This window comes from Hymenobacter psychrophilus (assembly GCF_900107135.1).
GTDB classification, from domain to species: Bacteria; Bacteroidota; Bacteroidia; order Cytophagales; family Hymenobacteraceae; genus Hymenobacter; species Hymenobacter psychrophilus.
On record NZ_FNOV01000001.1, the window covers coordinates 181,100 to 203,573 of the forward strand.

A 22,474-nucleotide genomic window follows, 5' to 3' on the forward strand; every position below is an offset into this window, starting at 1 on the left:
CATTCGCCCTATGCCCAATACTACACCAGAGAAGAAATTATTCCTGAAAGAGCGGGAGCTGGGGGCGCTGCTGGAAATCACCCAGGCCATCAACCAGGACCATTCCGAGGCCGCGCTCTACCGGATATTTCAGTTTACGCTGCTGGGCCAGCTTAATATCCGGCGGCTGGTGCTTTATGTGAAGGAAGATCGGGAGTGGGCCTGCATGGCCTGTTTTGGCACCGGGCTGGCCGATTTTCGGAACGTGGAGCTGCCCTCGGCCATTACGGACACCTGCACCAGCGTGCCCTGCCGGCTGGGCGAGATGCTGGGGCTGAGTCCGGAGTGGGAAAACCTCGAAGTTGCCATTCCGGTGGTGCAGAACGGGTATGTGCTGGCCTACGTATTTACCGGCAACGTGCACGACGACTACGCCGGCGAGGAGGCTACCAAGTTCCTGCAAACGCTGAGTAATATTCTGGTGGGGGCCATCGAAAACCGACGGCTGGCGCGGCAGCGGGTGGCCTCGGCGGCTATGCGCAAGGAAATCGAAATTGCCCGCGAGGTGCAAACCATGCTGTTTCCGCAGCGGCTGCCCAACGATGCCGCCGTAGCCGTGCACGCCAGCTACGTGCCCCACACCGCCGTGGGCGGCGACTACTACGACGTGGTGGAGCTGGAAGACAACCGGGTGTTGCTGTGCGTGGCCGACGTGTCGGGCAAGGGCGTGGCGGCCTCGCTGCTCATGTCCAACTTTCAGGCCGGCCTGCGCACGCTCATGCGCCAGCAGGTCGATTTGGCCACGGTGGTGCACGAGCTGAATCACCTCATTTTTCGCAACGCCGGCGGCGACAAGTTCATCACCGTGTTTTTCGGCCTCTACGACCGCACTACCCGCGAGCTGCACTACGTGAATGCCGGCCACAACGACCCGCTGCTGCTGCTCGACAGCGGGGCCGCCAGCCAGCCGCTCAAAGAAGGCACCATCATGCTGGGCGTGATGGAGGAGCTGCCCATGCTGAACGTGGGCCACCTCGTGGTGCCGCCCCACAGCCTGCTGCTCACCTACACCGATGGCCTGACCGAAGTGTTCGACGCCAACCAGAACGAGTTTGGCGAGGAGGGCGTGCTGCGGGTACTGCGCCAGAACCGCTACGCCCCGCTGGCCACCGTGCACGCCGAGCTACTGCGCGAAATCACCGCCTTCGACCAGGCCGGCACCGGCTTCGCCGACGACGTAACGATTCTGAGCTGCCGGTTTAAGTAGGGAAGTGTTGGGTTAAAGAGAGGAACGTAATTCTGAGCGAAAGCGCAGCCGCAGTCGAAGAATCTCGCGTGTCAAAATATTTCCTGACGACAGGATTAGTATTGCACGCGAGATTCTTCGACTGCGGCTGCGCCTTCGCTCAGAATGACGTTCCGTGTTTCTAACCTCTTACCTCATCATTCACCCCTTCCTGTCGCACCCAGGTGCCCAGCCGCACCAGCATGGCCAGGTTGATAAAGAAGAACGAGCCGATTTTGTCTACTTCCACCAGCTCGTTGAGTAGCAGGTGGAACACGATGATAACGAAGCTCAGGCCGCAGGCCAGCAGAACGGCGCGGTACTCCGAGCCGGGCGCGGTGCGGTGGTAGAGCGTTTCGATGGTGATAAGCGTGGCCCCGACCAGGGTGATGAACAGCAGCATGCCGGGGAAGCCCTGCTCGGCCAGCAGGAGCAGAAAGTAGTTGTGGGTGGTTGATTTTTCGGGGTTGTCGCTCACGTAGGTGCGGAAGCTGCGCACCGTGTAGCGCTTGTATTCGGGGTAAAACGTGTTGGGGCCGCTGCCCACCAGGGGCTTGTCGGCGGCCATGCGGGCCGCCGCCACCCAGCGGTACACCCGCTCCATGCCCGATACGTCTTCCAGCTTGTAAGTGGCCTCCAAGTGCTTCTCGAAGTTCTCGCCGTTGAACACGGTTTTCTCGAAGTTGGGAGCATAGAGCAGGTAATTGTTCTGGCTCATGAAGTACCCGGCCCCGGCCAGCGCCGCCACCAGTACGCCCGCCAGCAGCAGGCGCGTCTGGCGCAGCCGCACCACCACGTAAAACAGGCCCGCCACCGGCAGGCTCAGCACCGAGGCCCGGGTATAGGAGAGCACCAGGCCCACCAGCAGCAGCCCCAGCGCCGCGCCCCACACCAGCCGCTCTACGCCCTGCCGGCTGCGCCAGCGGTAAAAAATGAAGGGCAGCAGCAGGGCCAGCACCGTGGCATAAATGACGTGGTTGCGGTAGAAATTGTGCACGGCCCACTGCGTCTCGTCAAACGCGAAGCCCCGGCTGGCCTGATTCAGCAGGATAACGACCACCGTAAAAGCAGCCCCGGCCGTGTAGAGCGTTGTTATCCGCCACAGGTCGGTGGGGCGGCGCAGCAGCAGCAGCGTGCCCAGCACGAAGGGCGTCAGGTACCAGCCCTTGGCCAGCAGATACTTGATCGACTTGGTGCTGTCGACCGAGAAAAAGGCCGATACCACCGACCACAGCAGCATAAGGCCCAGAATGATGAGCAGCGGATGCGTGAGTTCGCGCACGGGCAGCCGGTGGCGGCGCATGAGCAGGCTGGCTCCCACGCAGCCGCTGAGCACGAGCATGAGCGGCTCGGAGGGCACATCGAGGCTGAGGCTGCCGCTGAGGGAAATTTCGCGCGAGAAGGGCAGCGTCAGGAAAAACAGCCAGTATACCAGCCGCCAGTCTATCAGCAGCACCAGTAGGCCCACGCCGGCCAAAGCCGGCAGTAGCGGCAGGGGCGAGGCCAGCAGCCCCGCCACCGTCCCGCCCAGCAGCAGCAGCCCCATCAGGCCCGCAAACAGCCGTTGGGCCGGATCCTGGGGCAGCCAGCGGCTCAGTAGGGCCCGCGCCGCGCCGCTCACGAGCCGGCCCCGGTAGCTTGCCCAAACCGGCGCCGGGAGCCACGGCGGCTCCGCTTGTACAGCTCCAGCAGCGTAATAAGCACTATCGAGATGGCCAGCGTCACGACCACCGAGCCCACCACAATCAGCCAGCGCACGGGCTTGCTTTTACGGGTGGCCGGGTAGGCTTTCTGCACAATGTAGAGCGACGAAATCTTGGCGCGCAGCGTCAGGTCGGCCGTTTCGTAGTCGCCGCGGGCTTTCACCAGTCGGCCCTGCAAGTCGGTAAGCCGGGCCACAAACAGGCCCATCGAGTCGGTGCCCTGCACGTAGCGCTCCAGGTTGATGGTGTTGGTGCCGCCAGCCCCGGTAAGGCCCTGCAGCGCCCGGCGGGCGCCGGCAGCCTGGTTGGCGTTGCCGCTGCCTTCGGCCTGGCGCAGCTTGCTTTCCAGCGTGATGATTTCGCGGGCCATGTAGCGGCCCTGCTGCTCGAGGCCGTAGATGCCGTAGCGGCGGCGCGCCTGCACCAACTGCTGACGGCTCTGCTCAAACTCGCTCTGCAGGAACTCGAAGCGCAGCTTGTACAGGCCCAGCACACTGCGGCGGTTTTCCAGCGTAAGCTGCTGGTTGATGGAGTCGATAACCTGCACCAGCCGGTTGGCCAGCCGGGCGGCCAGCTCCTTGTCTTTGTCTTCGAAAGTCAGCTCGATGGCGTCGCGCTCGTTGTGCACAATGCTCAGGTTGGAGCTGAACTCGTAGAGCACGGCATTTTCGACCGCGTCGGTGCCCGGCTCGCCGGCCTTATAGTGCTTGTACAGGCCGAACTCCCGGATCAGCTGCTCGGCTACCGGCTGCGACTGACCAATGGTGATGATGCGGTCCAGGTCTTCCGAGCGCCCGCCCAGCTCTAGCTTACCGCCGTCCACGAGGCGGTCGGGGTCGGTGCTTTCGGGGTTGGTGGGGAAGAAAACGGCCGTCGAGCGGTAGATGTTGGGCAGCAGCAGGGCCACCACTACGCTTAGCACGGCCGCCGCTACCACGGCGGCCAGCACCAGTTTTTTCCACCGATTGATAACGGGCCACAGGCCCAGCAGCGAATAAGAAGATTCCGACATAAAAAACAGCAGGCCGCGCCCCCGGAAAGTGAAGGCAAAGAGGGCTGACGGCGGGCAAAGATAGCGGAAAAAGGCCGCCACCAACTTGCTGCGGTGCCGTGCGAAGCCCACCGGCTTTTGTGTAGTTTTACGCCCCACTGCCTCGCGCCCGGGGCCGGTTGCGGCAAACGGGCGGCCTGTTTTCTTCCCGTTTAGCTCCTTTCGCGCATCAAACGCTTCTTCGGCAATATCGGCTTTGTGGTGCTGCTCAACCTGCTGGTAAAGCCCGGTTGGGTGGTGCTCGAAAACGTGGTGCAGGACCGCATCGGCCACGAGCTGTTCGGCACGTTTACGGCCGTGCTCACGCTGGCCACCATCGTGGCCGCCGTGTCGGATCTGGGCATTACCCAACTCAGCACCAAGCGCCTGGCCGCTTCGGCCAGCTACTTCACCGACTTCTTCCCCACGCTGCTGCCGCTGCGGGCCGGGCTGGGTATCAGCTTTATGGGCCTTACGGTGGGCCTGGGCTGGGTGCTGGGCTACCGCGACCATTGGCTGGTGCTGCTCGGGCTCACGGCGGCCGGGCTGCTGTTTACGCAGTACACCCAGTTTTTAAGGGGCGTGCTGCAGGCCCACCAGCGCTTCAATACCGATGCCGTGCTCTCGGTGCTGGAGCGGGTGCTGCTGCTGGGCCTGGTGCTGGGACTGCTGCCGCTGGGCCTCACGCTCGACCGGTACGTGGCCGTGCGGGTGGTGGCGGGGCTGTTTACGCTGCTGCTGCTGGCGGGCCTCATTCGTCGGCTCTATGGGCGGGTGGTGATGCGCCTGCGCCCGCGCTGGCGGCAGGCCCGGCAGCTGCTGCTGGAAAGCCTGCCGCTAGCCTTCATTACGCTGGTGTACGGCCTCAATGAGCGGATCGACATGCTGATGCTGGAGCGGCTGGTGTCGGCCAGCGAGGCCAGCTACTACGCCGCCGCCTACCGCTGGGTTGATGCCGTGATGATGTACCTGTGGACGGTACTGCCGCTGTTTTTTGCCCGTTTCGCCCGCGCTACCGGCCAGCGCGCCGAGCAGCAGGAGCTGCTCTGGTTCGGGCAGCGGGTGGTAACGGTGCCGCTGCTGCTGGTGGTGGCCTTCGGGCTGTTTCGGGGCGAGCTGCTGTTCTTTCAGTTTGGCAACAGCAGCGCGGCCGAAATAGCGCGCATGACGCAGTGCCTGCAAATCCTGTTTCTCAACGTGCTGGTCCATGCCTTCTTCGCCATCTACAGCACGCTGCTCACCAGCACCGACCACGAAAAACCGGTTTCCTGGCTTGTAACGGCCAGCATTGCGCTCAACGTGGGCCTCAATTTCCTGTTGATGCCGCGCTACGGGGCGCTGGCCGGCGCGGCCAACACCACCCTGTGCGCCGTGTTTGTGTCGGTGGGCTACGTGTGGCTGGTGCCGCGGCGCACCGGGGTGGCCTTGCCGCTGCGCATGCTGGGGCGGCTGGCGCTGGCCTTTGGCGGGCTGTGCGCCGGTTGGTACGGGCTGCGCACCTACGCCGGGCTGCCCTGGTGGCTGGAAACGGCCCTGGCCGCCGCGCTGCTGCTGGCGCTGGTGTTCGCGCTGGGCGTGGTGCGGGTAGCCGAGGTGCGGGCCGCGTTGCAACAAAAAGGGCAGGAGCCCGGCATAGGTGCGTAAGCAACCAACCGCCAGCCCAACTGCGGTCCAGCTGGCCCGTTAACTAACTGCTGCTGCGCAGTTGCCAGTAGCGCGAACTTTGTAGTTCGCGTTCTTGCGCCGTTCAACTGGCTTCCACGGCGCGGAAACGCGAACTACAAAGTTCGCGCTACTGGCAACCGCGCAACAGTCACTAACCACTCTCACTACTCACTGCCGTGCACATTGCCGTCAACGTCCGCTTCCTGCTGCCCGGCGACAAGCTGGAGGGCATTGGGCGGTTTACGCTCGAAACCCTGCGCGAGCTGGTGCGGCAGCACCCGGAGCACACCTTTCATTTTCTGTTCGACAGGCCTTTTGATGCGCGGTATGTGCTGGGGCCCAACGTGGTGCCGCACGTGCTGAAGCCCCCGGCCCGGCACGTACTGCTGTGGCTGGCCTGGTTCGAGGTAGCGGTGGCCCGCTGGCTGGCCCGCCACCGCCCGGCCGTGTTGCTGAGTCCCGACGGCTACACCACGCTGCGCACCCGCGTGCCCCGCGTGACGGTGCTGCACGACCTAGCGTTCGAGCACTTCCCGCAGGACGTAGACCGCCTTTCGCTGGCCTACTACCGCTACTTCACGCCGCGTTTCGCCCGGGCCTCGGCGCGGCTGGTAGCCGTGTCGGAAGCCACCAAGCAAGACGTGGTGGCCCGCTACAACATCGCGCCCGACCGCATCAGCGTGGTGTACAACGCCGTTGATGCGCGTTTTCAGCCCCAGCCCGAAGCCGTGCGTCAGGCTACCCGCGAGCGGTACACGGCCGGCCACCCGTACTACCTGTTTGTGGGCGCGCTGCAGCCGCGCAAAAACCTGCAGAGTCTGTTGCGGGCCTTCGATGCGTTTAAAACGGCTACCGGCTCGGCGGCCCGGCTGCTGGTAGTGGGCCGTACGGCCTGGAAAGCCGGGCCCATTTTCGAGGTGTACCAGGGACTGCGCCACCGCGCCGCCGTGCACCTGACGGGCCGCGTAACTGATGAGGAGCTGGTGCAGCTGTACGCCGCGGCCCGCGCCACCTGCTACGTGCCTTACTTCGAGGGTTTCGGCATTCCCGTTATCGAGGCCCAGGCCTGTGGCTCGCCCGTCATCACGTCCGATTGCAGCTCGCTGCCCGAAGTAGCCGGCCCCGGCGGCGCCTGCCTCGTCGACCCCTACTCGGTCGGCTCCATTACCGGCGGGCTGGCGCGCGTGGAGGAATCGGAGGCGTATCGGCAGCAGCTGATAGCCGCCGGTTTCCGCAACGGGCAGCGGTTTTCGTGGGCCGAAAGCGCCCGGCGGCTGTGGCAGGAAATCGAGCGGGCGGCGGATGGGCGGTGATTTGGTGGTTTGGCGAGCGGGCAAAGATACTGTCATCCTGAGCGGAGCGAAGGACCTTATCACGTTCAAGCAACTACAACGTGATAAGGTCCTTCGCTCCGCTCAGGATGACAGTATCTTTGCCCGCTCATCAAATCACCCCATCACCCAACCAAAACCAACGTGCACTTACACCGAATGCCGGGGCTGGTGCGGCGGCTGTTTCCGGAGTGTATCTGGGAAATGCCCGCCACTGACCCGCCTACGCTTTACCTGACCTTCGACGACGGCCCCATTCCGGAGCAGACGCCCTTTGTGCTGGAGCAGCTGGCGCGCTATGATGCTCGGGCTACGTTTTTCTGCGTGGGCGAAAACCTGGCGCGCCACCCCGATGTGGCCCGGCAGGTGCTGGCCGCCGGCCACCGCCTGGGCAACCACACCCACCGCCACCTTAGCGGCTGGCGCCACCCGCGCCCCGAGTACCTGGCCGACGTGGCCCGCTGCCAGCACCTGCTCGATGCGCTGCAGCCCGCCACCGTTGCCCCCGAGGCCCGGCCGCTGCTGCGCCCGCCCTACGGCCGCATTACCCGGCCCCTGGCCCAGGCGCTGCACCCCCGCCACCAGCTCATCATGTGGGACCTGCTCAGCTGCGACTACGACCCCGACTACGCCCCCGAGGCCTGCCTGCGGGCCAGCATCCGTCTCACCCGCCCCGGCAGCATCGTCGTGTTTCACGACAGCCAGAAAGCCGCCCGCAACCTGCGCTACGTGCTGCCCCGCTACCTCGATTACTGCGCCGAAGCCGGCTACCAGTTTGCGGCGCTGTAAGAACGAGTAGGGGGGGAGAACAGAAACGGCTGTCATCCTGACGAAGGAAGGACCTTATTACGTTTGAACGAGTAGTTGCCACGATTACTCAAGCCTGACAAGATCCTTCCTTCGTCAGGATGACAGCCGTTTCCGTTCGCCACCTCTCACCTCTCACCTCTCACCTCTCACTACCCAACATGCTGTTCACCCTGTACTTTATCGGCTGGTTTGCGCTGCTGGCGGTTTCGGCCTGGGTGCTGGGGCGGCGGCGGGCAGGGGCGCCGGCATTGGGGGAGGGGCGGCCGCGGGTAAGTATCCTGGTAGCCGCCCGGGATGAGCAGGCGGCCATTGCGCGCTGCCTGGAGGCCATTCGGGCGCTGGACTACCCGCCGGAGCTGGTGGAGGTGCTGCTGGGCAATGATGGCAGCACCGATGCCACGGCCGCCGTGGCCGAGGCGGCTATGCAGGGCTACGCAGGCACGTTTCGGGTGCTCGATATCCGGGAAAACCGGGGCTCGGCGCGGGGCAAGGCCAACGTGCTGGCCCAGCTGGCGCGGGCCGCTACTACCGACTTCTTCTTCATTACCGATGCCGATATTGCCGTGCCGCCCACCTGGCTGCAGGGGTTGCTGGCCTGGACTGGCCCGAACGTAGGCATCGTAACGGGCCTGACGCTGGTAACGGGGCCGCGGCTGTTTCACCGCTTGCAGGGGCTCGACTGGCTGCTGTCGCTGGGGCTGGTGCAGGTGGTGACGGATCTGGGCCAGCCCGTGACGGCCATGGGCAACAACATGCTCATCACCCGCGAAGCCTATGAGGCCACCGGCGGCTACGAGGCGCTGCCGTTTTCAGTAACCGAAGATTTCGAGCTGTTTAAGGCGGTGCGGGCGCGGGGCTTCGGCTACCGCAACCTGTTCCGGCCCGAGGTGCTGGCCGAGTCGCTGCCGATGTACAGCTGGCGCGGGCTGCTGCACCAGCGACGGCGCTGGATGCGGGGCGTGGAGCAGTTGCCGGGCTGGCTGCAGGGCTGCCTGGCACTATACGGCTCGTTTTACCTGGTGCTGGCGGCCCTGGCCGTGGTGGCGGGGCCAGGAGTGGCGCTGGCCGTGTGGGTGGCCAAATCGGCCATGCAGGGCGTGCTGGCTACCGTGTGTTTCCGCCGCGTGGGCCGCCGGCCGCCGCTGGCGCTGCTGCCGGTATTCGAGCTCTACACGCTGGCCCTGACGGTGAGTCTGGTGCTGTTCCGGCTGCTGCCACTGCACTTCGAGTGGAAGGGCAGGAGCTACCGCTAGGTTTGCGGTAGCAAACAGGCAAGACGGCTGTCATCCTGAGCTGGCGAAGGACCTTATCACGTTTGCACAACCGTAGCAGCAGCTTATTCGAGCGTGATAAGGTCCTTCGCCAGCTCAGGATGACAGTACCTTTGCCATTACCCCATCATCCCGTTACTTCACCCATGACCTTTTCCGATTCCCACGCCCACGTCTATTCTCCCCAGCTTAAACCCGACCAGGACGAAATGCTGCAGCGGGCCTACGAAAGCGGCGTGGAAACCATTTTCATGCCCAACATCGACCACGAAAGCATTGAGGCCATGCTGGAAGTGGAAGCCAAATACCCCACCCAGTGCTTCGCCCAGATGGGCCTGCACCCCTGCCACGTAACGCGCAACCTGGAGCGCGAGCTGTACGAGGTGGAGGACTGGCTGAGCCGCCGGCCCTTCGCGGCGGTGGGGGAGTGCGGCATCGATTTGTACTGGGATAAAACGCTGCTGGCCGAGCAGCAGGAGGCACTGCGGGTGCAGGTGGCGCTGGCCAAAAAGCACCGGCTGCCCCTGGTGCTGCACACCCGCGAAGCCTTCCGCGAAACCGCCGACATCATTACCGCTGCCCAGGACGGGACGTTGCGGGGCGTGTTCCACTGCTTCTCGGGTACGCCGGCCGAGGCCGAGGAAGTTATCCGGCTGGGCTTCCGGCTGGGCATCGGGGGCGTGGCTACCTTCAAGAATGGTGGGCTGGATAAGGTGCTGCCCGGCGTAGGGCTGGAGCACCTGCTGCTCGAAACCGACTGCCCCTACCTGGCCCCCGTGCCGCACCGCGGCAAGCGCAACGAGCCCGCCTACGTGCCCTTGGTAGCTCGCCGCGTGGCCGAGCTGCTGGGCGTGTCAGTGGAGGAAGTAGCTGCCGCCACCACCCGCAATACGCTGGCGCTGTTTGGCGCTGCTGGTGATGGGGGTGAGCAGGTAATGGACGTGAGGAGGTAAGGAGAGGTGATGACCGCCTCTTTGGCCCCCATCACTCGCTCACTGCATCACTTCCTTTCCCCAAAACCAACTCCCTACCTTAGCGGCTCCATCCCAATCTGTTCCTGCCCGTGGCTGCTACTCCCGAAAGCCCCCAGTCTTCCATCCTCGTCATCTACACCGGCGGCACGGCCGGCATGGCCTACAACAAGCGCGGCGAGCTGGTGCCGATGAACTTTGAGCAAATCCGGCGTAAGATGCCTGAGCTGCGCCAGCTGAACATGCTGGTGGAAGTAGTGAACCTGGGCGAGCCGATTGATTCGAGCAACGTAACCACCGCCGACTGGCTGCGCATGGCCGCCCTCATTGCCGAGAAATACGACCAGTACGACGGCTTCGTGGTGCTGCACGGCACCGATACCATGGCCTACTCGGCGGCGGCGCTCAGCTTCCTGCTCGAAAACCTGGGCAAAACGGTGGTGTTTACCGGGGCGCAAGTGCCCGTGGGCGGCATCCGCACCGATGCGCGGCGCAACCTAGTAACGGCGCTGGAAATGGCCGCCGCCCGCCACCCGATGGCCAAAACGGTGCGCGTGCCCGAGGTGTGCCTGTTTTTCAACGATCTGCTGATTCGGGGCAACCGGGCCAAAAAGGTGGAAAGCCAGCAGTACGACGCTTTTCGCAGCGAAAACTACCCGCCCCTGGCCCAGGCCGGCATCGAGCTGGCCTTCCACGACAGGCACATAAGGCTGCTGCCTGCCGGCAAGCTGTGCGTCCACCAGCGCCTCGACGAGCGGGTGGCCCTCATCCGGCTGTTTCCGGGCCTGAGCGAACGGGTGCTGCGGGCCCAGTTGGAGCTCGACGACCTGCGCGGCTGCGTACTCGAAACCTACGGCTCGGGCAACGCGCCCACCACGCCCTGGTTTCTGCAATGTCTGCGCGAAGCCTCCGACCGGGGCGTGGTGCTGTTCAATGTGAGCCAGTGCGAGGAGGGCCGGGTGCTGCAGGGCCGCTACGAAACCAGCGCCTACCTCTCCGACCTCGGCATTGTGGGCGGCGACGATATTACGGTCGAAGCGGCCATTACCAAGCTCATGTTCGTGCTCGGCCTGGACCTGGGGCCGGCCCAGTCCCGCCGCCTGATGGCCCAGGACCTGCGGGGCGAAATAACGCTGCTGTAGCGACGCGTACTCGCGTATCTGCGGCATTCCTGCGCCGTTCCTGCGCCGTTCCAGCGGCGCTATCTGCCCAGCTAAAGCGGCTGGGGCTTGCGTTTCCGGAAAATCGGGTGTTATTTTGCGCCACCAAACCGCATCACCCAGAGAGGTGTCCGAGTGGTTGAAGGAGCACGCCTGGAAAGTGTGTATGGGTGTGAGCTCATCGTGGGTTCGAATCCCATCCTCTCTGCAAAAAGCCCCGTTTCTAAAGCAGAAACGGGGCTTTCGTGTTTTTGGACTATGTCTTTCGGGCCCTTACTCCACCACCAGGCGGCCGGCGTAGGCGCGGTTTTGCGCATCAACAGCCCGCACCAGGTACAGGCCGGGGGCGAGGCCCTGCACCGAAAACGAGGCATCGGGCGCGAGCGTGGCCGTGCGCACGAGGCGGCCCAGCGGGTCGAATACCTGCACGGGTTGGGCGGCGGGCAGGCCAATAAGGCGCACGCGGCTGGTGGCCGGGTTGGGAGCCAGGGCCAGGGCCAGCGGGCGGGCCGAGTTGGTGCCCAGCACAACGCCGCCCAGCAGGGCCACGAAAGTGCCGTTGGGGGCCGGCGCCGTGAGCACCTGCTGGCCGAAGGTGGCCGGCGCACTATACGACCCCACCAGGTTCAGGGAGCCGTTGAAGCCCAGGCCCAGGTAGGAGCCGTAATCGGGGCCGGGGCCGCCGGCCTGCTGGGCCCAGCGGGGCTGGCCGGTGGGCGAGTAGGCCGCTACCAGCACGTCGCGCTGGCCCGCGCTGGTCAGGCGCTGGGTGCCAATGGTGAGGGTTTGCTCGAACGAGCCGGTGACGTAGGCCGCGCCATTCGGCGTCACGGCCACCGATTGCAGCTGGTCGTTGCCGGGGCTGTTCACTGGTTGGGCCCACTGCACTTCGCCGCTCAGGTCGTATTTGAGCAGGTAGCCATCGGTGCCGCTGTTGTTGGGCAGCGTGAACAGGCCGGCCCGCACCGAGCCCAGCGAATGCCCCACCACGTAGAGGTTGCCGGCCGCGTCGGTAGTGGCCTGGGCCGCCTCGTCGCGCTGGGGGCTGCCCAGCTGCCGGGCCCATTCCAGCTGGCCAGTGGCCGTGTAGGCCAGCACGCCCACATCCAGGTTGCCGGCGCTGCTGAGCGTGTTGCCGCCCGGCAGCAGCAGCCGGCTCTCGAAGTGCGGCAGCAGGTACACTCGGGTGCCGCCCGGGGCCACGGCCAGCAGGGGCGCAAAGTTGCTGCCGGAACCGTAGGAGAAGGCGGCCGTCAGGGCTTCTACCTGACCCGTGGCGGCGCTGAGGCGGGCCAGGTACGCGGTGTTGGAAGTAAAATTATCGGGCAGGTTAAGCACCGAACTGCCCAGCACGAAGAAACCGGTCATGATGCCGGTCAGGTACACGTGGCCGCTGGCATCTACGCCAATACCCGAGCCCTCGGAGTAGTTGAGGTCATTGCTCTGCTGCACCCATTGGGCAACGCCGTTGGGCGAGTAGCGGATGCAGAAGGTTTTCGACTGGGTGGTGCCCCGGTCGTTCAGGGCCAGGCCATTGCCCAGATCAACGGCCCCCACAAACTGGCCCGTCACGTAGGCGTTGCCGGCCGCATCAACCGCCACGCCCCGGCCGGCATCCATGCCGGCCGAGCCCAGCTGCCGGACCCAGAGCACATTGCCTTCCTCTGTGTACCTGGCCACGTAACCATCGGAGCTGCCCTTGGCCACGAGCGGGAAGCCCCCCACGCTGGTCGTGCCGGTGAAGGAGCCCACGGCGTAGAAGGTGCCATCGGCCTGGACGGCGCTGACGTGGGCTCCCGCCTGGGTAAGCAGGTTGGGGCCGGCACTTACCGCCCGCACAAAGGTCCAGGCGGGGGGAGGCGTGGTTTGGGCGGCGGCGGTAGTGGCAGCCAGCAGCAGGCCGGTGAGGGCAGAAGCCAGGTAGTGCGTAAGGGTAGCGGTTTGCATGATAGGAAAGAGTGAGGATGGAATATATAGGGAGTGCTTCGGGCTGACATTTACCTCACCCCCCGGCCCCCTCTCCTCGGGGAAAGGGGGTCGGCCCCGGCGGGGTCCCGTGAGGTGCTACCCCGCGTACGACCCGTCGTCGGTTTCGCGCAGGAAGCTGAGGGTGACCAGGGTGGTGAGCAGGGGCTGCACCTTTTCCGGCTTGGTGCGACGGAAACGGGCAGATACTTGGGCAGCACTGACCGACTGGCCCGCCTGTTGTACGGCATCCCGTACTGCATGAATCTACTCGGCTAGTCCGGTGGGCCAAGTTTGGGGCCGGTGGCCGCCGTTGCTTCGGTTAACAGAGTTAGCGCGGCTTGCTGCTAGCGGGCACGCTCCTGTTCGCCCTTGTCACGCCTGTGGCGCTATCGACTTTCTCGGTATTAGCTACTCCACGGCCACACGGCCTGTATACAGCTGGCCTTGCTGGTCTGTGGCACGCAGCGTGTAAAGGCCCGGCGCCAAGTCCAACACCGACACTTGCGCCGCAGTTGAAACTGTGGTTTCGCGCGCCACGCGGCCCACCGCGTCTAGCAATTGAATGCGAGTTCCCACTGGCAACCCAGGAAGGTGTACGAACGCAACTGCAGGGTTAGGATAGAGTGCCTGAAAAGGCAAGTAAGAAGTTTGGGTGGTTGAAACTGTACCGCCCAAACGGGCCAAATAGGACTCGCCATTAGCGGCATTAGTGCTAAGCGTGAAAGGCCCAAACACGCTGGCGTTGGCGAATAAGCCGCGCACCGAAATCCTGCTAGCATTGTCCAAGCCAAGGTAGTACGCGGCATCGGCGCCGGGGCCGCCCGCTTGCTTCACCCACCGCAGTTGGCCCTGTGCTGTGTAGGCTGCTACTACGGCGTCCGTAGCGCCGGTGCTGCTGAGGGTAGTAGTGCTCACCTGTGACGAAGTGCTGAAGCTGCCGGCCACGTAGGGGGCCCCGGTGGCATCGAGGCTCACACTATTCCAGGTGTCATCGGCAGTACCTCCTAAGGCCTCAGCCCATTGTGCAATTCCTTGGGAAGAATACTTGGCCACGTAGCCATCGGCACCGCCTTGGTAGGGCAGGGTAATGGTGCCAACTACATTTGTGCCGCGTGCTGTGCCGCACACATACACATTGCCTGCCGCATCGACGGTGGCGTCGCTAATGGGGTCGTTACCGGTGCTGCCGATTTGCTGCGCCCATTGGAAGCTACCCAACGCAGTGTATTTGGCTACTAGTGCGTCGGTACCACCGCGGCTAGTGAAGGTGAGTCCATTGGGGCATAGCGGTGCGGGCTGAGAAAAACTAATGGTAATGACAGTCTCACCAGCGGGTCCCACAGCAAGGCGAGGCAAGCCGAAACTGCCCCCAAGTGCAGGATATGCAAAAGCCGTGACCAAGGATTGTACCGCTCCTGTGGCCCACGACAGACGGGCCAAAAACACCGGGCGGTACTGGTTGTTGGGCATGCCAAGAGCAACACCACCCAATGTGAATGGTGCGTTGCAGGTGCCTGTTACATATAGGTTGCCTGCTAGGTCAGTGCCGATGCCAAAGCCAGTGCTGTTGCTCCCTGAAGTGCTTTGTTGAGCCCATTCTGGGGTGCCAAGCGGCGAATAGCGCACTACGAACACTTCAGGGGAGGAGGAGGCGTTGCTGAGCGACAAGTTGTTGCCAAGAGCGACGGGACCGTTAAAACGGCCGGTTACGTAGCTGTTGCCAGCGGCATCAAGCGCTACGTCAAAAATCAAGTCGGCGCCGGGCGAGCCTATTTGCCGCACCCATAGGACCGCACCGCCCGGAGAGTATTTCGCTAGGTAACTATCGACATCGCCCACGCTGGTGAGGGTAGTGGTGCCGACGGTGAGGCTTCCGCGCATGGCGCCTATTACATAGTGGTTGCCGGCCCCATCAACGGCCCCAACTCCTGTGTCAAATGTCTCTTGCCCGATGTTGGTGGCATCTTGCCAAGCAGGTGGCGTATTTTGGGCGCGTGTCCCCATGCTGTGGGCAAACAACGCCAACCCAGTGATGACGCGACGAAAAAAGGCAGGTGTAAAAATGCCCATAAGCCAATGATTATGAAGGTTGATTAGGGTTCAGCAAGTTTCTTGCAAGGTAAAGGAGGCTACCCGTACGGTTGTGTTTCGACTACGCTCAGCCGACCATCCAGTTCCCACCGCTACCCCGCATACAGCCCGTCGTCGGTTTCGCGCAGCAGGCTGAGCGTGACCAGCGTGGCGAGCAGGGGCTGCACTTTGGCGGCGGGCGTGCGGCGGAAGCGGGCCGCGACCTGGGCGGCGCTCAGGGGCTGGCCGGCCTGCTGCACCGTGTCGCGCAGGGCCTGCATCTGCTGGGCCAGCTCGGCGGGCCAGGGCTGGGGGCCGGTGGCGGCGGTGGCGGCCGTGGCGCGGGCGGCGGCAGCGGGCAGTGCCAGGGCCGACTGTTGCAGCTCGGGGGCCTGGTAGGCGGGGCGCAGGTACTGCACGTGGCCGAGGCTTTCCTGTTGGGCGCGGGCGTGGTTGAGGGCCACGAGGCGGGCCAGCAGCTCGGGCTCGGGCAGGGCGGCGGGCCAGCCGTAGGCGGCGGCTACGGCCACGTCGAGCTGCTGGTGCAGGCTGAGCACCACCGAGGCCAGGCCCTGCTGGTTGATGAGCTGCTCTTTGGGCGTGGCCAGGGGCTGGCCGGCGCGCAGCTTCTCCACCACGTTGTAGAGGTCGGTGAGGGTGAGGGTGGGGTGCAGGGCCTGCTGGCGCTTGCGGTGGGCGTCGAGCTGTTCGGCCAGCTCCCGGATGCGCGCCTGCTGCTCCGCCGTGGCCTCGGGGAAGGGGAACGGGTCGAAACAACGGGATTTGTTGTAACGGGGCCGGTCCTCTAAAGTACCGCCTGCTGTCAAAGCCCAAACCCTGTGAATTCTGCTAGATAATACGCCAAGATGAAAAGCATCATCAAGCGCAATAGCTACAACCATATTATCTGGTAGAACAGACGCATCCAAGAATTGAAAAAGGCGATGTTTGGCAGTTTCAACTGTGGCAATATATCTAGGTAAGCCTTTTAATGCAGACCTCATACCGGACCTTGCTTCGCCAAAAATCCACCATCTGTCTCGATAACTCGCCCTATTATTCTGGTCTCTTTCTGGCTTTACTGTTTCAGCAACGTGCTGGTAAATAGCTGGAAATTGTTCAAGTACCTCACTTGATGTCAAGCCAAACAGGTCAATTACCATAACGCCACGTGGCCTGTCTGTTAAGTCACGGCCATTTGAATAAGTGCGGATATAAGCTTTAGAAGCTGGGTTGCTTTCCAATCCTAATTCCAAAGCCCGCTCATGAGAAACAATAAAGCCCGCTCCCATAAGTTGAACACCACGACTTGAGAGCCCATCATTCGATTTTAATCCTCCAGCACTATCCATTGCAGCCCCAATCGACAAATCCGGCAGAATACGGCCTTCCTGAGTGTCAAATGTTACATCAGCCGCTTCGTCACCTTCCGCGGCATCTTCGGTTTTGAGCATCCATAATTGACCGGGCAAAGGCGTGGCCGGGGTGCGTTCGGCGACGGTCATGGCAATGCGCACGGCGGCTCCTTCGGCGGCATCCACCCAGGGGTGGTCGGGCACGGCGAAGGTGAGGGTGAGCGGGGCCGGGTCGCCTTCGAGGAAGGGCTGCATGACCCGGCGGTTGAAGGTTTGTTTGAGGCTGTTGGTGGTGATGAAGCCGAAGCGCTCCGCAGCCCCGCGCTGCACGGTGGCGGCGGCGTTGTACCACCAGTACATCACGAGGTCGGCCGAGTCGGGCACCTTGCCTTTGTAGGCTTTGCGCAGGGCTTCGGTGTAGCCGTCGCCGAGGGCGTCGCGCATGCGGGCCGGCCCCACAAACGGCGGGTTGCCCACGATGAAATCGGCCTGGGGCCACTCGGCGGGGCGGGGGTTGGGGTAATCGAGGACGGGGGTGCGGGCGGTTTCGTCGGGCACGGGCTGGCCGGTGGCGGGGTGCGGGCGGGTGGTGCCGTCCCAGCGCGTTACGGGCTGGCCCTGGGCATCGAGGCGGGGCACGGGCGGGTCGTGCTGGAGGGCGGCATCCTGCTGGCGGATGTTCTGGTACTCATCGAGCAGGGGCTCGCGTAGCTCGGAGGGGCCGTAGGTGCGCAGGTGCCATTGCAGGTATCCTATTCGCAGCACCACGTCGGCAATGGCGGCGGCGCGCGGGTTGAGCTCCAGGCCCAGCAGCTGGTGGGGGCTCACGGTGGTACCGCCGCCCAGCTCCAGCAAACCCGTCTGGCCGTAGCTGTTGATGGCGGCCAGCACCTCGCCCTCCAGGCGCTTGAGATGTTCGAGCGTGACGTACAGAAAATTGCCCGAGCCGCAGGCCGGGTCCAATATGCGCAAACTGGTGAGGCGTTGCAGGAAGCGCACCAGCTCGGCGCGGGCGTCCTTGTCCTGGCCTTCGGCGAGGCGGCGGGCGGCGGCGGCCTGGGCGGCGCTCCACTCGCGGCGCAGCGGCTCGAGCACCGTGGGCAGCACCAGCCGCTCCACGTAGCGGCGGGGCGTGTAGTGGGCGCCCAGGCTGTGCCGCTCCCGGGGGTCGAGGGCGCGTTCAAGCAGCGTGCCGAAAATGGCGGGCTCCACCTCCGTCCAGTCGGCCCGGGCCGATTGCAGCAGCAGCTCGGCCTGGGCCGCGCTCAGCGGCAGCGCGTCGGCCGCATGAAACAGCCGGCCGTTGAAGCGGCGCAACCGGGCCTGCAGGTCGGGCGAGAAGCCGCCGGTGTCCATCGTGCGCCAGAGCGTCTGGAGGGCGTCGGGCAGAAACTCCAGCAGCTCGGGGCGGCCGTAGCGGGTAAGCATGCCGGTAAACGACGTTTTGGGAATCAGGCCGGTATCCTCCGAGAACATGGTAAACAGGCAGCGCATCAGGAACTGGGCCACTACCTCGGGCGCGTGCCCGGCCTGCTCCAGCTGCTCGGAAAGCTTGGCCAGCCGCCCGGCCAGCTCGCGCGTTACGCGGGCGGCGCGGCGGCTGGCGTCCAGCTCGCGGGGGGCCAGCCAGATCTGGCGCAGCATGGCCCGGGTGCTGTCGTCGGCCAGGGCCGTCAGCTTGATGCGGAACTTCGTCTGGTCGGGGAAGGGCACAAACGAGTCGCCGACGCCAGCGAAGTTGCTGTACACATCGAGGCAGTAGCCCACGTCGGCCACCAGCACAAACAGGGGCCGGGGCTCGCTCGGGGGCAAAGCACGCACGTAGCCGAGGGCCTGCTGGCGGGCGGCCTGCATCATTTCGGCCCACTTAGGCGAGTTGCGCACGGCGTGACCCTTGCGGCGCTTACTGGGTTCGAGGCCCAGCTCGGCGCGTTCCTGGCGCTGCTGCTGGTTGGGGGTATCGGTACCCTGCTTGGTTTCGAGCACGAAGCAGCCGCGCTTATACAGGTCGATGCGGCCGGTGCTTTTGCGGGGGCCGTCGGCGAAGGTCACGGCCCGTTCGAGCACGTAGTGGTCGTGGGCGGGGTCGTCGGTGGTGGGGTCGGGGCGGGGCACGCCCAGCAGGTCGCAGAGGTCTTGCAGGAACAGGCCGTAGTTGGCCCGTTCGGCGCCGCCGGAGTGCTGCCAGCGGGCTTCAAATTCGGGGTAGGTCACGAGGGCGGTAGGATAACAGGATAATGGGGCGGGGAAGATAGGGCGCCATGCGTTAACCCTACCCCCTAGCCCTCTCTCCCCAAGGAGAGGGGGAGCCAGACGGCACACCTTGCGGGCAACGGGGCGGCCCGTCGGCCCGGGAGAGGGGGAAGGACGGGGGTGGGGTGGACGTTAGCCCAAAAAAAGCCCCCGCCCGGCTCCTTGCAGAACCAGGCGGGGGCTTCCGGAATGGGCGGGTGCGGCTTACTTCTTCGCGCCCGTCAGGCTGGTGGGCATCAGCACGGCATCAACCGACTGCACAATGCCGTTTTCGGCCACGATGTCGGTGTTGACGACAGTGGCCATGTTGCCCTTGGCGTCCTTGATCAGGATAGAATCGCCCTGGCGCATTACGGTGAGGGTTTCGCCCTGCACGGTGGTCAGCGTCTGGCCGTTTTTGAGGTTGGCCGCCAGGTAGGAGCCGGGCACTACGTGGTAGGAAATGAGCAGGGCCAGCTGGCTTTTGCTGGCGGGCAGCAGCAGGTTGTCGAGCGTGCCGGCGGGCAGCTTGTCGAAGGCGGCGTTGGTGGGGGCGAATACGGTGTACTTGGTGGCGCCGCGGGCCTGCTCATCGAGCCCGGCCGCCGACACGGCTTTCATCAGGGTAGTATGGCTGTTGGAGAGCTTCGACATCTGGAGCAGGTTGCCGTTGGCTTTCTGCGTGAGCGGTGCGCCGGTTTGGGCCGAGGCGGCGGTGCTCAAACCAAACGTGAGCAGACCGGCGAGCATAATAGAAAAGAGTGATTTGCTGCGCATAGTTGAGGGTGTTAGATTAAAGTGTTGTTTGGTAATAAGTTACGCGTTTAAGGTAAATGGGGTTGTACGAAATTGGGGCCAGCTGAGGCGCTGGAAGTGGCAGCGCCCGGGCGGTGCAGCGCCTCAGGTACGCGGCTGATTGCTCGCGCCGTTCGGGCAGCTCGATCCAGCTACAGGGCACAAATAGGCGTCTCTGAGTTGCGTAAGAGGCGTTTGGTAAGCGGCCGCCGCTACGCGTTGCTTCACGCTGGCTCAGGGCTTCGGCGGGGCTGGCCGGTTGGTCCATTCGGCCAGCAGCGCGGGCACCTGGGGGCCGTCATCGGTCAGCCAGTACAGGGCCGTTTCGGGGTCGTCGAAGTACTGCGCGTCGAAGCGGATGGCGGGCTTTATCAGGTCGTGCAGCGCATCGATGGCCAGCTGGTGGTAGGTTTGGTGGCTGCCCACAATGAGTACCAGCCGCTCCAGGGGCAGGGCCACGAGGGCCGGCATAAAGTGGGTGCCCAGCCACAACTCATCGTACACCGACAGCAGCGGCACCGTGCGCATATCAATAAGCAGGCGGCGCACGGCGTATCCGCCGGCCAGCCTGAGCAGAGCCGTCACCTCCTGGCGGCGCAGCACCGATTCGGCTCCCATCTGGTACTGCACCCGCAACAGGCCCGAGCCGGGGTCGGTTTGCAGGCAGAAAGAAGGGATATGCTGGTGGAGCATGCGGCGGGAGGGGGCTTGCGGGCAGCCGGCGGGTGGCGTACAAGGCCGCCAGGACAGGGTGCCTGCCCGTAAAGCTGCATTCGGTTCCGGTGGCAAGCTAACTGCCGGGCCTTATTCTGGGCCGACGAACGCAACATAACGGCCAAAGGCAGGTTTTACCGACTGAACCGTTGGTAGCCGCCGCCATTGGGAACACACATCCGGTGGGTTGCGTATGCCAGTACTACCTGCCCGCCCGGCCCGGTGGCGGGCCATTCTTCTACTCCGTTCCTGCTTTATGTCTGCCCCTACTACCCCCGCCCCGCTTAACCCCGACGGCTCGCGCCGCACCTTCATGAAACAGGCCGGCGGCTTTCTGGGGCTGGCCCTGGCTCCGCCCTTTATCAGCCAGGCCGAGCGCCTGACGGCCCTCTCGAAGAAAGTGGAAGGCGTGTCCACCATCAGCCTGAAAGTAAACGGCGCCGTGCGCGCCATCCGGGCCGAACCCCGCGTAACCCTGCTCGACGCGTTGCGCGAGTACCTCGACCTGACGGGCTCGAAGAAGGGCTGCGACCATGGCCAGTGCGGGGCCTGCACCGTACTCGTGGACGGCAAGCGCGTGAACAGCTGCCTCACGCTGGCTGTGATGACCCAGGGCAAGGAAATTACCACCATCGAGGGCCTGGCCAAAGGGGAGGAGCTGCACCCCATGCAGGCCGCCTTCCTCAAGCACGACGGTTTCCAGTGCGGCTACTGCACCCCCGGCCAGATTATGTCGGCCGTGGCCTGCGTGCAGGAGGGCCACGCGGGCTCGGCCGACGAAGTGCGCGAGTGGATGAGCGGCAACCTGTGCCGGTGCAGCGCCTACCCTAACATCACGGCCGCCATTCTGGAAGCGAAAACGCAGATGGGGTAGGGGGCGTTTGGTTTTAGCAGGCAGAGGAACGTCATGCTGAGCGCAGCCGAAGCAGCTCTACCGCTTCGTTGTGCTGCTACTCATTATACAGGATTACTACTGCGGTAGAGATGCTTCGACTGCGCCTCCGGACACTGGCTTGATGCGCCACACGCTCAGCATGACGTTCTCTTTTCCCCTGCTACCCCTGCCAAACTGCCCTCCCTTCATCTAAGCCTCCTCCTAGCCCCAACTCAACCATGAATAACTTCTCCTATATCCAAGCCGATAAAGCCAAGGAAGCCACCACGGCCAAGCGCGACGATAAATCGGCCGCTTTCATTGCCGGGGGCACCACGCTGCTGGACCTGATGAAGCTGAACGTGGAAAACCACGACCAGCTCATCGACGTGAACATGCTGCCCTTCCGGGGCATCGAGATGACCAAGAACGGCCTGCGCATCGGGGCCCTGGAGCGCATGAGCGACGTGGGCGAGCACCCGCTGGTGGTGCAGAACTTCCCGGCCGTGTCGCAGTCGCTGCTGCTGGCGGCCTCGGCCCAGCTGCGCAACATGGCCAGCATTGGGGGCAACGTGCTGCAACGCACCCGCTGCGGCTATTTCCGCGACACGGCGTTTCCCTGCAACAAGCGCGAGCCCGGCACCGGCTGCCCCGCCATCGAGGGCGACAATCGTAACCTGGCCATCCTCGGCACCAGCGACGCCTGCATTGCCACCAGCTACCCCGGCGACCTGTCGGTGGCCCTCGTTGCCCTCGACGCCGTGCTGACCCTGGAAAATGCCAAGGGCAAGCAGCGCGAGGTGCCCATCACGAAGTTCTATCTGCTGCCCGGCAGCACGCCCCAGAAGGAAACCGTGCTCGAAGACGACGAGCTGATTGTGGCCGTGACCATTCCGCAGACCGCGGCGGCCCAGAAATCCATGTACCTGAAAGTGCGCGAGCGGACTTCCTACGCCTACGCGCTGGCCTCGGCCGCGGTGGGGCTGGAGGTGCAGGGAGGCGTTATCCGGGCGGCCAAAGTGGCCTTAGGTGGCGTGGGTGCCCAGCCCTGGCGCTCGCCCGAAGCCGAGAAAATGCTGGTGGGCAAAGCGCCTTCGGAAGCCGTGTTTCGGGCTGCCGCCGAAGCCGCGTTGCGCGGGGCCAAGCCCCGGGAGCACAACGCCTTCAAGGTAGAAATGGCCCAGAATACGCTGGTGCGGGCCTTGAGTGAAGTGGCCGCCTAACTTATTTCTCGCAGAGGTCCGCAGAGGGATGCGCAGAG

The 22,474-nt window shown here is 64.3% G+C and carries 17 protein-coding genes and 1 tRNA gene; 10 read left to right on the forward strand and 8 right to left on the reverse strand.

Annotation, left to right across the window (positions count from 1 at the left end):
• Positions 1 to 10 precede the first annotated feature (10 nt).
• Positions 11 to 1,246 (forward strand): PP2C family protein-serine/threonine phosphatase, encoded by a 1,236-nt coding sequence (locus BLW21_RS00715; RefSeq protein WP_092736854.1) that lies wholly within the window; start codon positions 11 to 13, stop codon positions 1,244 to 1,246.
• Positions 1,247 to 1,406: 160 nt separating this feature from the next.
• On the opposite strand, the gene BLW21_RS00720 is transcribed toward BLW21_RS00715, so the two are convergent.
• Both BLW21_RS00720 and BLW21_RS00725 read right to left on the reverse strand, forming a co-directional pair.
• Positions 1,407 to 2,885, reverse strand: a complete 1,479-nt coding sequence (locus BLW21_RS00720; RefSeq protein ID WP_092736856.1) for an O-antigen ligase family protein — start codon at positions 2,883 to 2,885, stop codon at positions 1,407 to 1,409.
• Positions 2,882 to 3,979 (reverse strand): Wzz/FepE/Etk N-terminal domain-containing protein, encoded by a 1,098-nt coding sequence (locus BLW21_RS00725; RefSeq protein ID WP_139255031.1) that lies wholly within the window; start codon positions 3,977 to 3,979, stop codon positions 2,882 to 2,884. Before BLW21_RS00725 ends, BLW21_RS00720 begins: the two co-directional genes overlap by 4 nt.
• Before the next feature lie 237 nt (positions 3,980 to 4,216).
• Between BLW21_RS00725 and BLW21_RS00730 the strand changes: the two genes are divergently transcribed.
• The 7 genes from BLW21_RS00730 (at position 4,217) to BLW21_RS00760 (ending at position 11,413) form a co-directional block, all read left to right on the forward strand.
• A complete protein-coding gene (locus BLW21_RS00730) occupies positions 4,217 to 5,641 on the forward strand; it encodes an oligosaccharide flippase family protein (protein WP_092736860.1) in 1,425 nt (474 codons plus the stop codon).
• A 197-nt stretch (positions 5,642 to 5,838) separates the two neighbouring features.
• Positions 5,839 to 6,975 (forward strand): glycosyltransferase family 4 protein, encoded by a 1,137-nt coding sequence (locus BLW21_RS00735; protein WP_092736862.1) that lies wholly within the window; start codon positions 5,839 to 5,841, stop codon positions 6,973 to 6,975.
• Positions 6,976 to 7,137: 162 nt separating this feature from the next.
• A complete protein-coding gene (locus tag BLW21_RS00740; protein ID WP_317040212.1) occupies positions 7,138 to 7,782 on the forward strand; it encodes a polysaccharide deacetylase family protein in 645 nt (214 codons plus the stop codon).
• Positions 7,783 to 7,901: 119 nt separating this feature from the next.
• Positions 7,902 to 9,056, forward strand: coding sequence for a glycosyltransferase (locus tag BLW21_RS00745; RefSeq protein WP_092736866.1), 1,155 nt, complete (start codon positions 7,902 to 7,904; stop codon positions 9,054 to 9,056).
• Positions 9,057 to 9,220: 164 nt separating this feature from the next.
• On the forward strand, positions 9,221 to 10,027 hold the full coding sequence (locus BLW21_RS00750; protein WP_092736868.1) for a TatD family hydrolase: 807 nt from the start codon (positions 9,221 to 9,223) through the stop codon (positions 10,025 to 10,027).
• Between the two features lie 110 nt (positions 10,028 to 10,137).
• A complete protein-coding gene (locus BLW21_RS00755; RefSeq protein WP_245711770.1) occupies positions 10,138 to 11,187 on the forward strand; it encodes an asparaginase in 1,050 nt (349 codons plus the stop codon).
• A 139-nt stretch (positions 11,188 to 11,326) separates the two neighbouring features.
• Positions 11,327 to 11,413: transfer RNA gene (locus BLW21_RS00760), tRNA-Ser, on the forward strand.
• Positions 11,414 to 11,478: 65 nt separating this feature from the next.
• Here BLW21_RS00760 and BLW21_RS00765 read toward each other — a convergent pair.
• The 6 genes from BLW21_RS00765 to BLW21_RS00790 all read right to left on the reverse strand — a co-directional run bounded on the left by BLW21_RS00765 (position 11,479) and on the right by BLW21_RS00790 (position 20,318).
• Entirely contained in the window at positions 11,479 to 13,152 is a 1,674-nt protein-coding gene (locus BLW21_RS00765; RefSeq protein WP_092736872.1) for an SBBP repeat-containing protein, read from the reverse strand.
• Between the two features lie 117 nt (positions 13,153 to 13,269).
• On the reverse strand, positions 13,270 to 13,437 hold the full coding sequence (locus BLW21_RS22195; RefSeq protein ID WP_449404340.1) for a methyltransferase family protein: 168 nt from the start codon (positions 13,435 to 13,437) through the stop codon (positions 13,270 to 13,272).
• 144 nt (positions 13,438 to 13,581) lie between these two features.
• Positions 13,582 to 15,243, reverse strand: a complete 1,662-nt coding sequence (locus tag BLW21_RS00775; RefSeq protein ID WP_092736876.1) for an SBBP repeat-containing protein — start codon at positions 15,241 to 15,243, stop codon at positions 13,582 to 13,584.
• A gap of 113 nt (positions 15,244 to 15,356) precedes the next feature.
• Complete coding sequence (locus BLW21_RS00780; RefSeq protein WP_092736879.1) at positions 15,357 to 18,812, reverse strand: class I SAM-dependent DNA methyltransferase; 3,456 nt, start codon at positions 18,810 to 18,812, stop codon at positions 15,357 to 15,359.
• A gap of 243 nt (positions 18,813 to 19,055) precedes the next feature.
• Positions 19,056 to 19,580 (reverse strand): fasciclin domain-containing protein, encoded by a 525-nt coding sequence (locus BLW21_RS00785; protein ID WP_245711771.1) that lies wholly within the window; start codon positions 19,578 to 19,580, stop codon positions 19,056 to 19,058.
• 279 nt (positions 19,581 to 19,859) lie between these two features.
• Positions 19,860 to 20,318, reverse strand: a complete 459-nt coding sequence (locus BLW21_RS00790; protein ID WP_092736883.1) for a hypothetical protein — start codon at positions 20,316 to 20,318, stop codon at positions 19,860 to 19,862.
• Positions 20,319 to 20,595: 277 nt separating this feature from the next.
• Here BLW21_RS00790 and BLW21_RS00795 point away from each other — a divergent pair, with 277 nt between their 5' ends.
• Both BLW21_RS00795 and BLW21_RS00800 read left to right on the forward strand, forming a co-directional pair.
• On the forward strand, positions 20,596 to 21,213 hold the full coding sequence (locus BLW21_RS00795) for a (2Fe-2S)-binding protein (RefSeq protein WP_092736885.1): 618 nt from the start codon (positions 20,596 to 20,598) through the stop codon (positions 21,211 to 21,213).
• Between the two features lie 239 nt (positions 21,214 to 21,452).
• Positions 21,453 to 22,436: an FAD binding domain-containing protein gene (locus tag BLW21_RS00800; RefSeq protein ID WP_092736887.1), complete on the forward strand. Its 984-nt coding sequence runs from the start codon at positions 21,453 to 21,455 to the stop codon at positions 22,434 to 22,436.
• Positions 22,437 to 22,474: the final 38 nt, after the last annotated feature.

What these genes read in the sequence shown, in the direction of transcription:
- BLW21_RS00715 (WP_092736854.1), top strand. Translation starts at nt 11, where the DNA reads ATGCCCAATACTACACCAGAGAAGAAATTATTCCTGAAAGAGCGGGAG.
- BLW21_RS00725 (WP_139255031.1), bottom strand. Translation starts at nt 3,979, where the DNA reads ATGTCGGAATCTTCTTATTCGCTGCTGGGCCTGTGGCCCGTTATCAAT.
- BLW21_RS00745 (WP_092736866.1), top strand. Translation starts at nt 7,902, where the DNA reads ATGACAGCCGTTTCCGTTCGCCACCTCTCACCTCTCACCTCTCACCTC.
- BLW21_RS00750 (WP_092736868.1), top strand. Translation starts at nt 9,221, where the DNA reads ATGACCTTTTCCGATTCCCACGCCCACGTCTATTCTCCCCAGCTTAAA.
- BLW21_RS00765 (WP_092736872.1), bottom strand. Translation starts at nt 13,152, where the DNA reads ATGCAAACCGCTACCCTTACGCACTACCTGGCTTCTGCCCTCACCGGC.
- BLW21_RS00775 (WP_092736876.1), bottom strand. Translation starts at nt 15,243, where the DNA reads ATGGGCATTTTTACACCTGCCTTTTTTCGTCGCGTCATCACTGGGTTG.
- BLW21_RS00785 (WP_245711771.1), bottom strand. Translation starts at nt 19,580, where the DNA reads ATGCTCGCCGGTCTGCTCACGTTTGGTTTGAGCACCGCCGCCTCGGCC.
- BLW21_RS00790 (WP_092736883.1), bottom strand. Translation starts at nt 20,318, where the DNA reads ATGCTCCACCAGCATATCCCTTCTTTCTGCCTGCAAACCGACCCCGGC.
- BLW21_RS00795 (WP_092736885.1), top strand. Translation starts at nt 20,596, where the DNA reads ATGTCTGCCCCTACTACCCCCGCCCCGCTTAACCCCGACGGCTCGCGC.
- BLW21_RS00800 (WP_092736887.1), top strand. Translation starts at nt 21,453, where the DNA reads ATGAATAACTTCTCCTATATCCAAGCCGATAAAGCCAAGGAAGCCACC.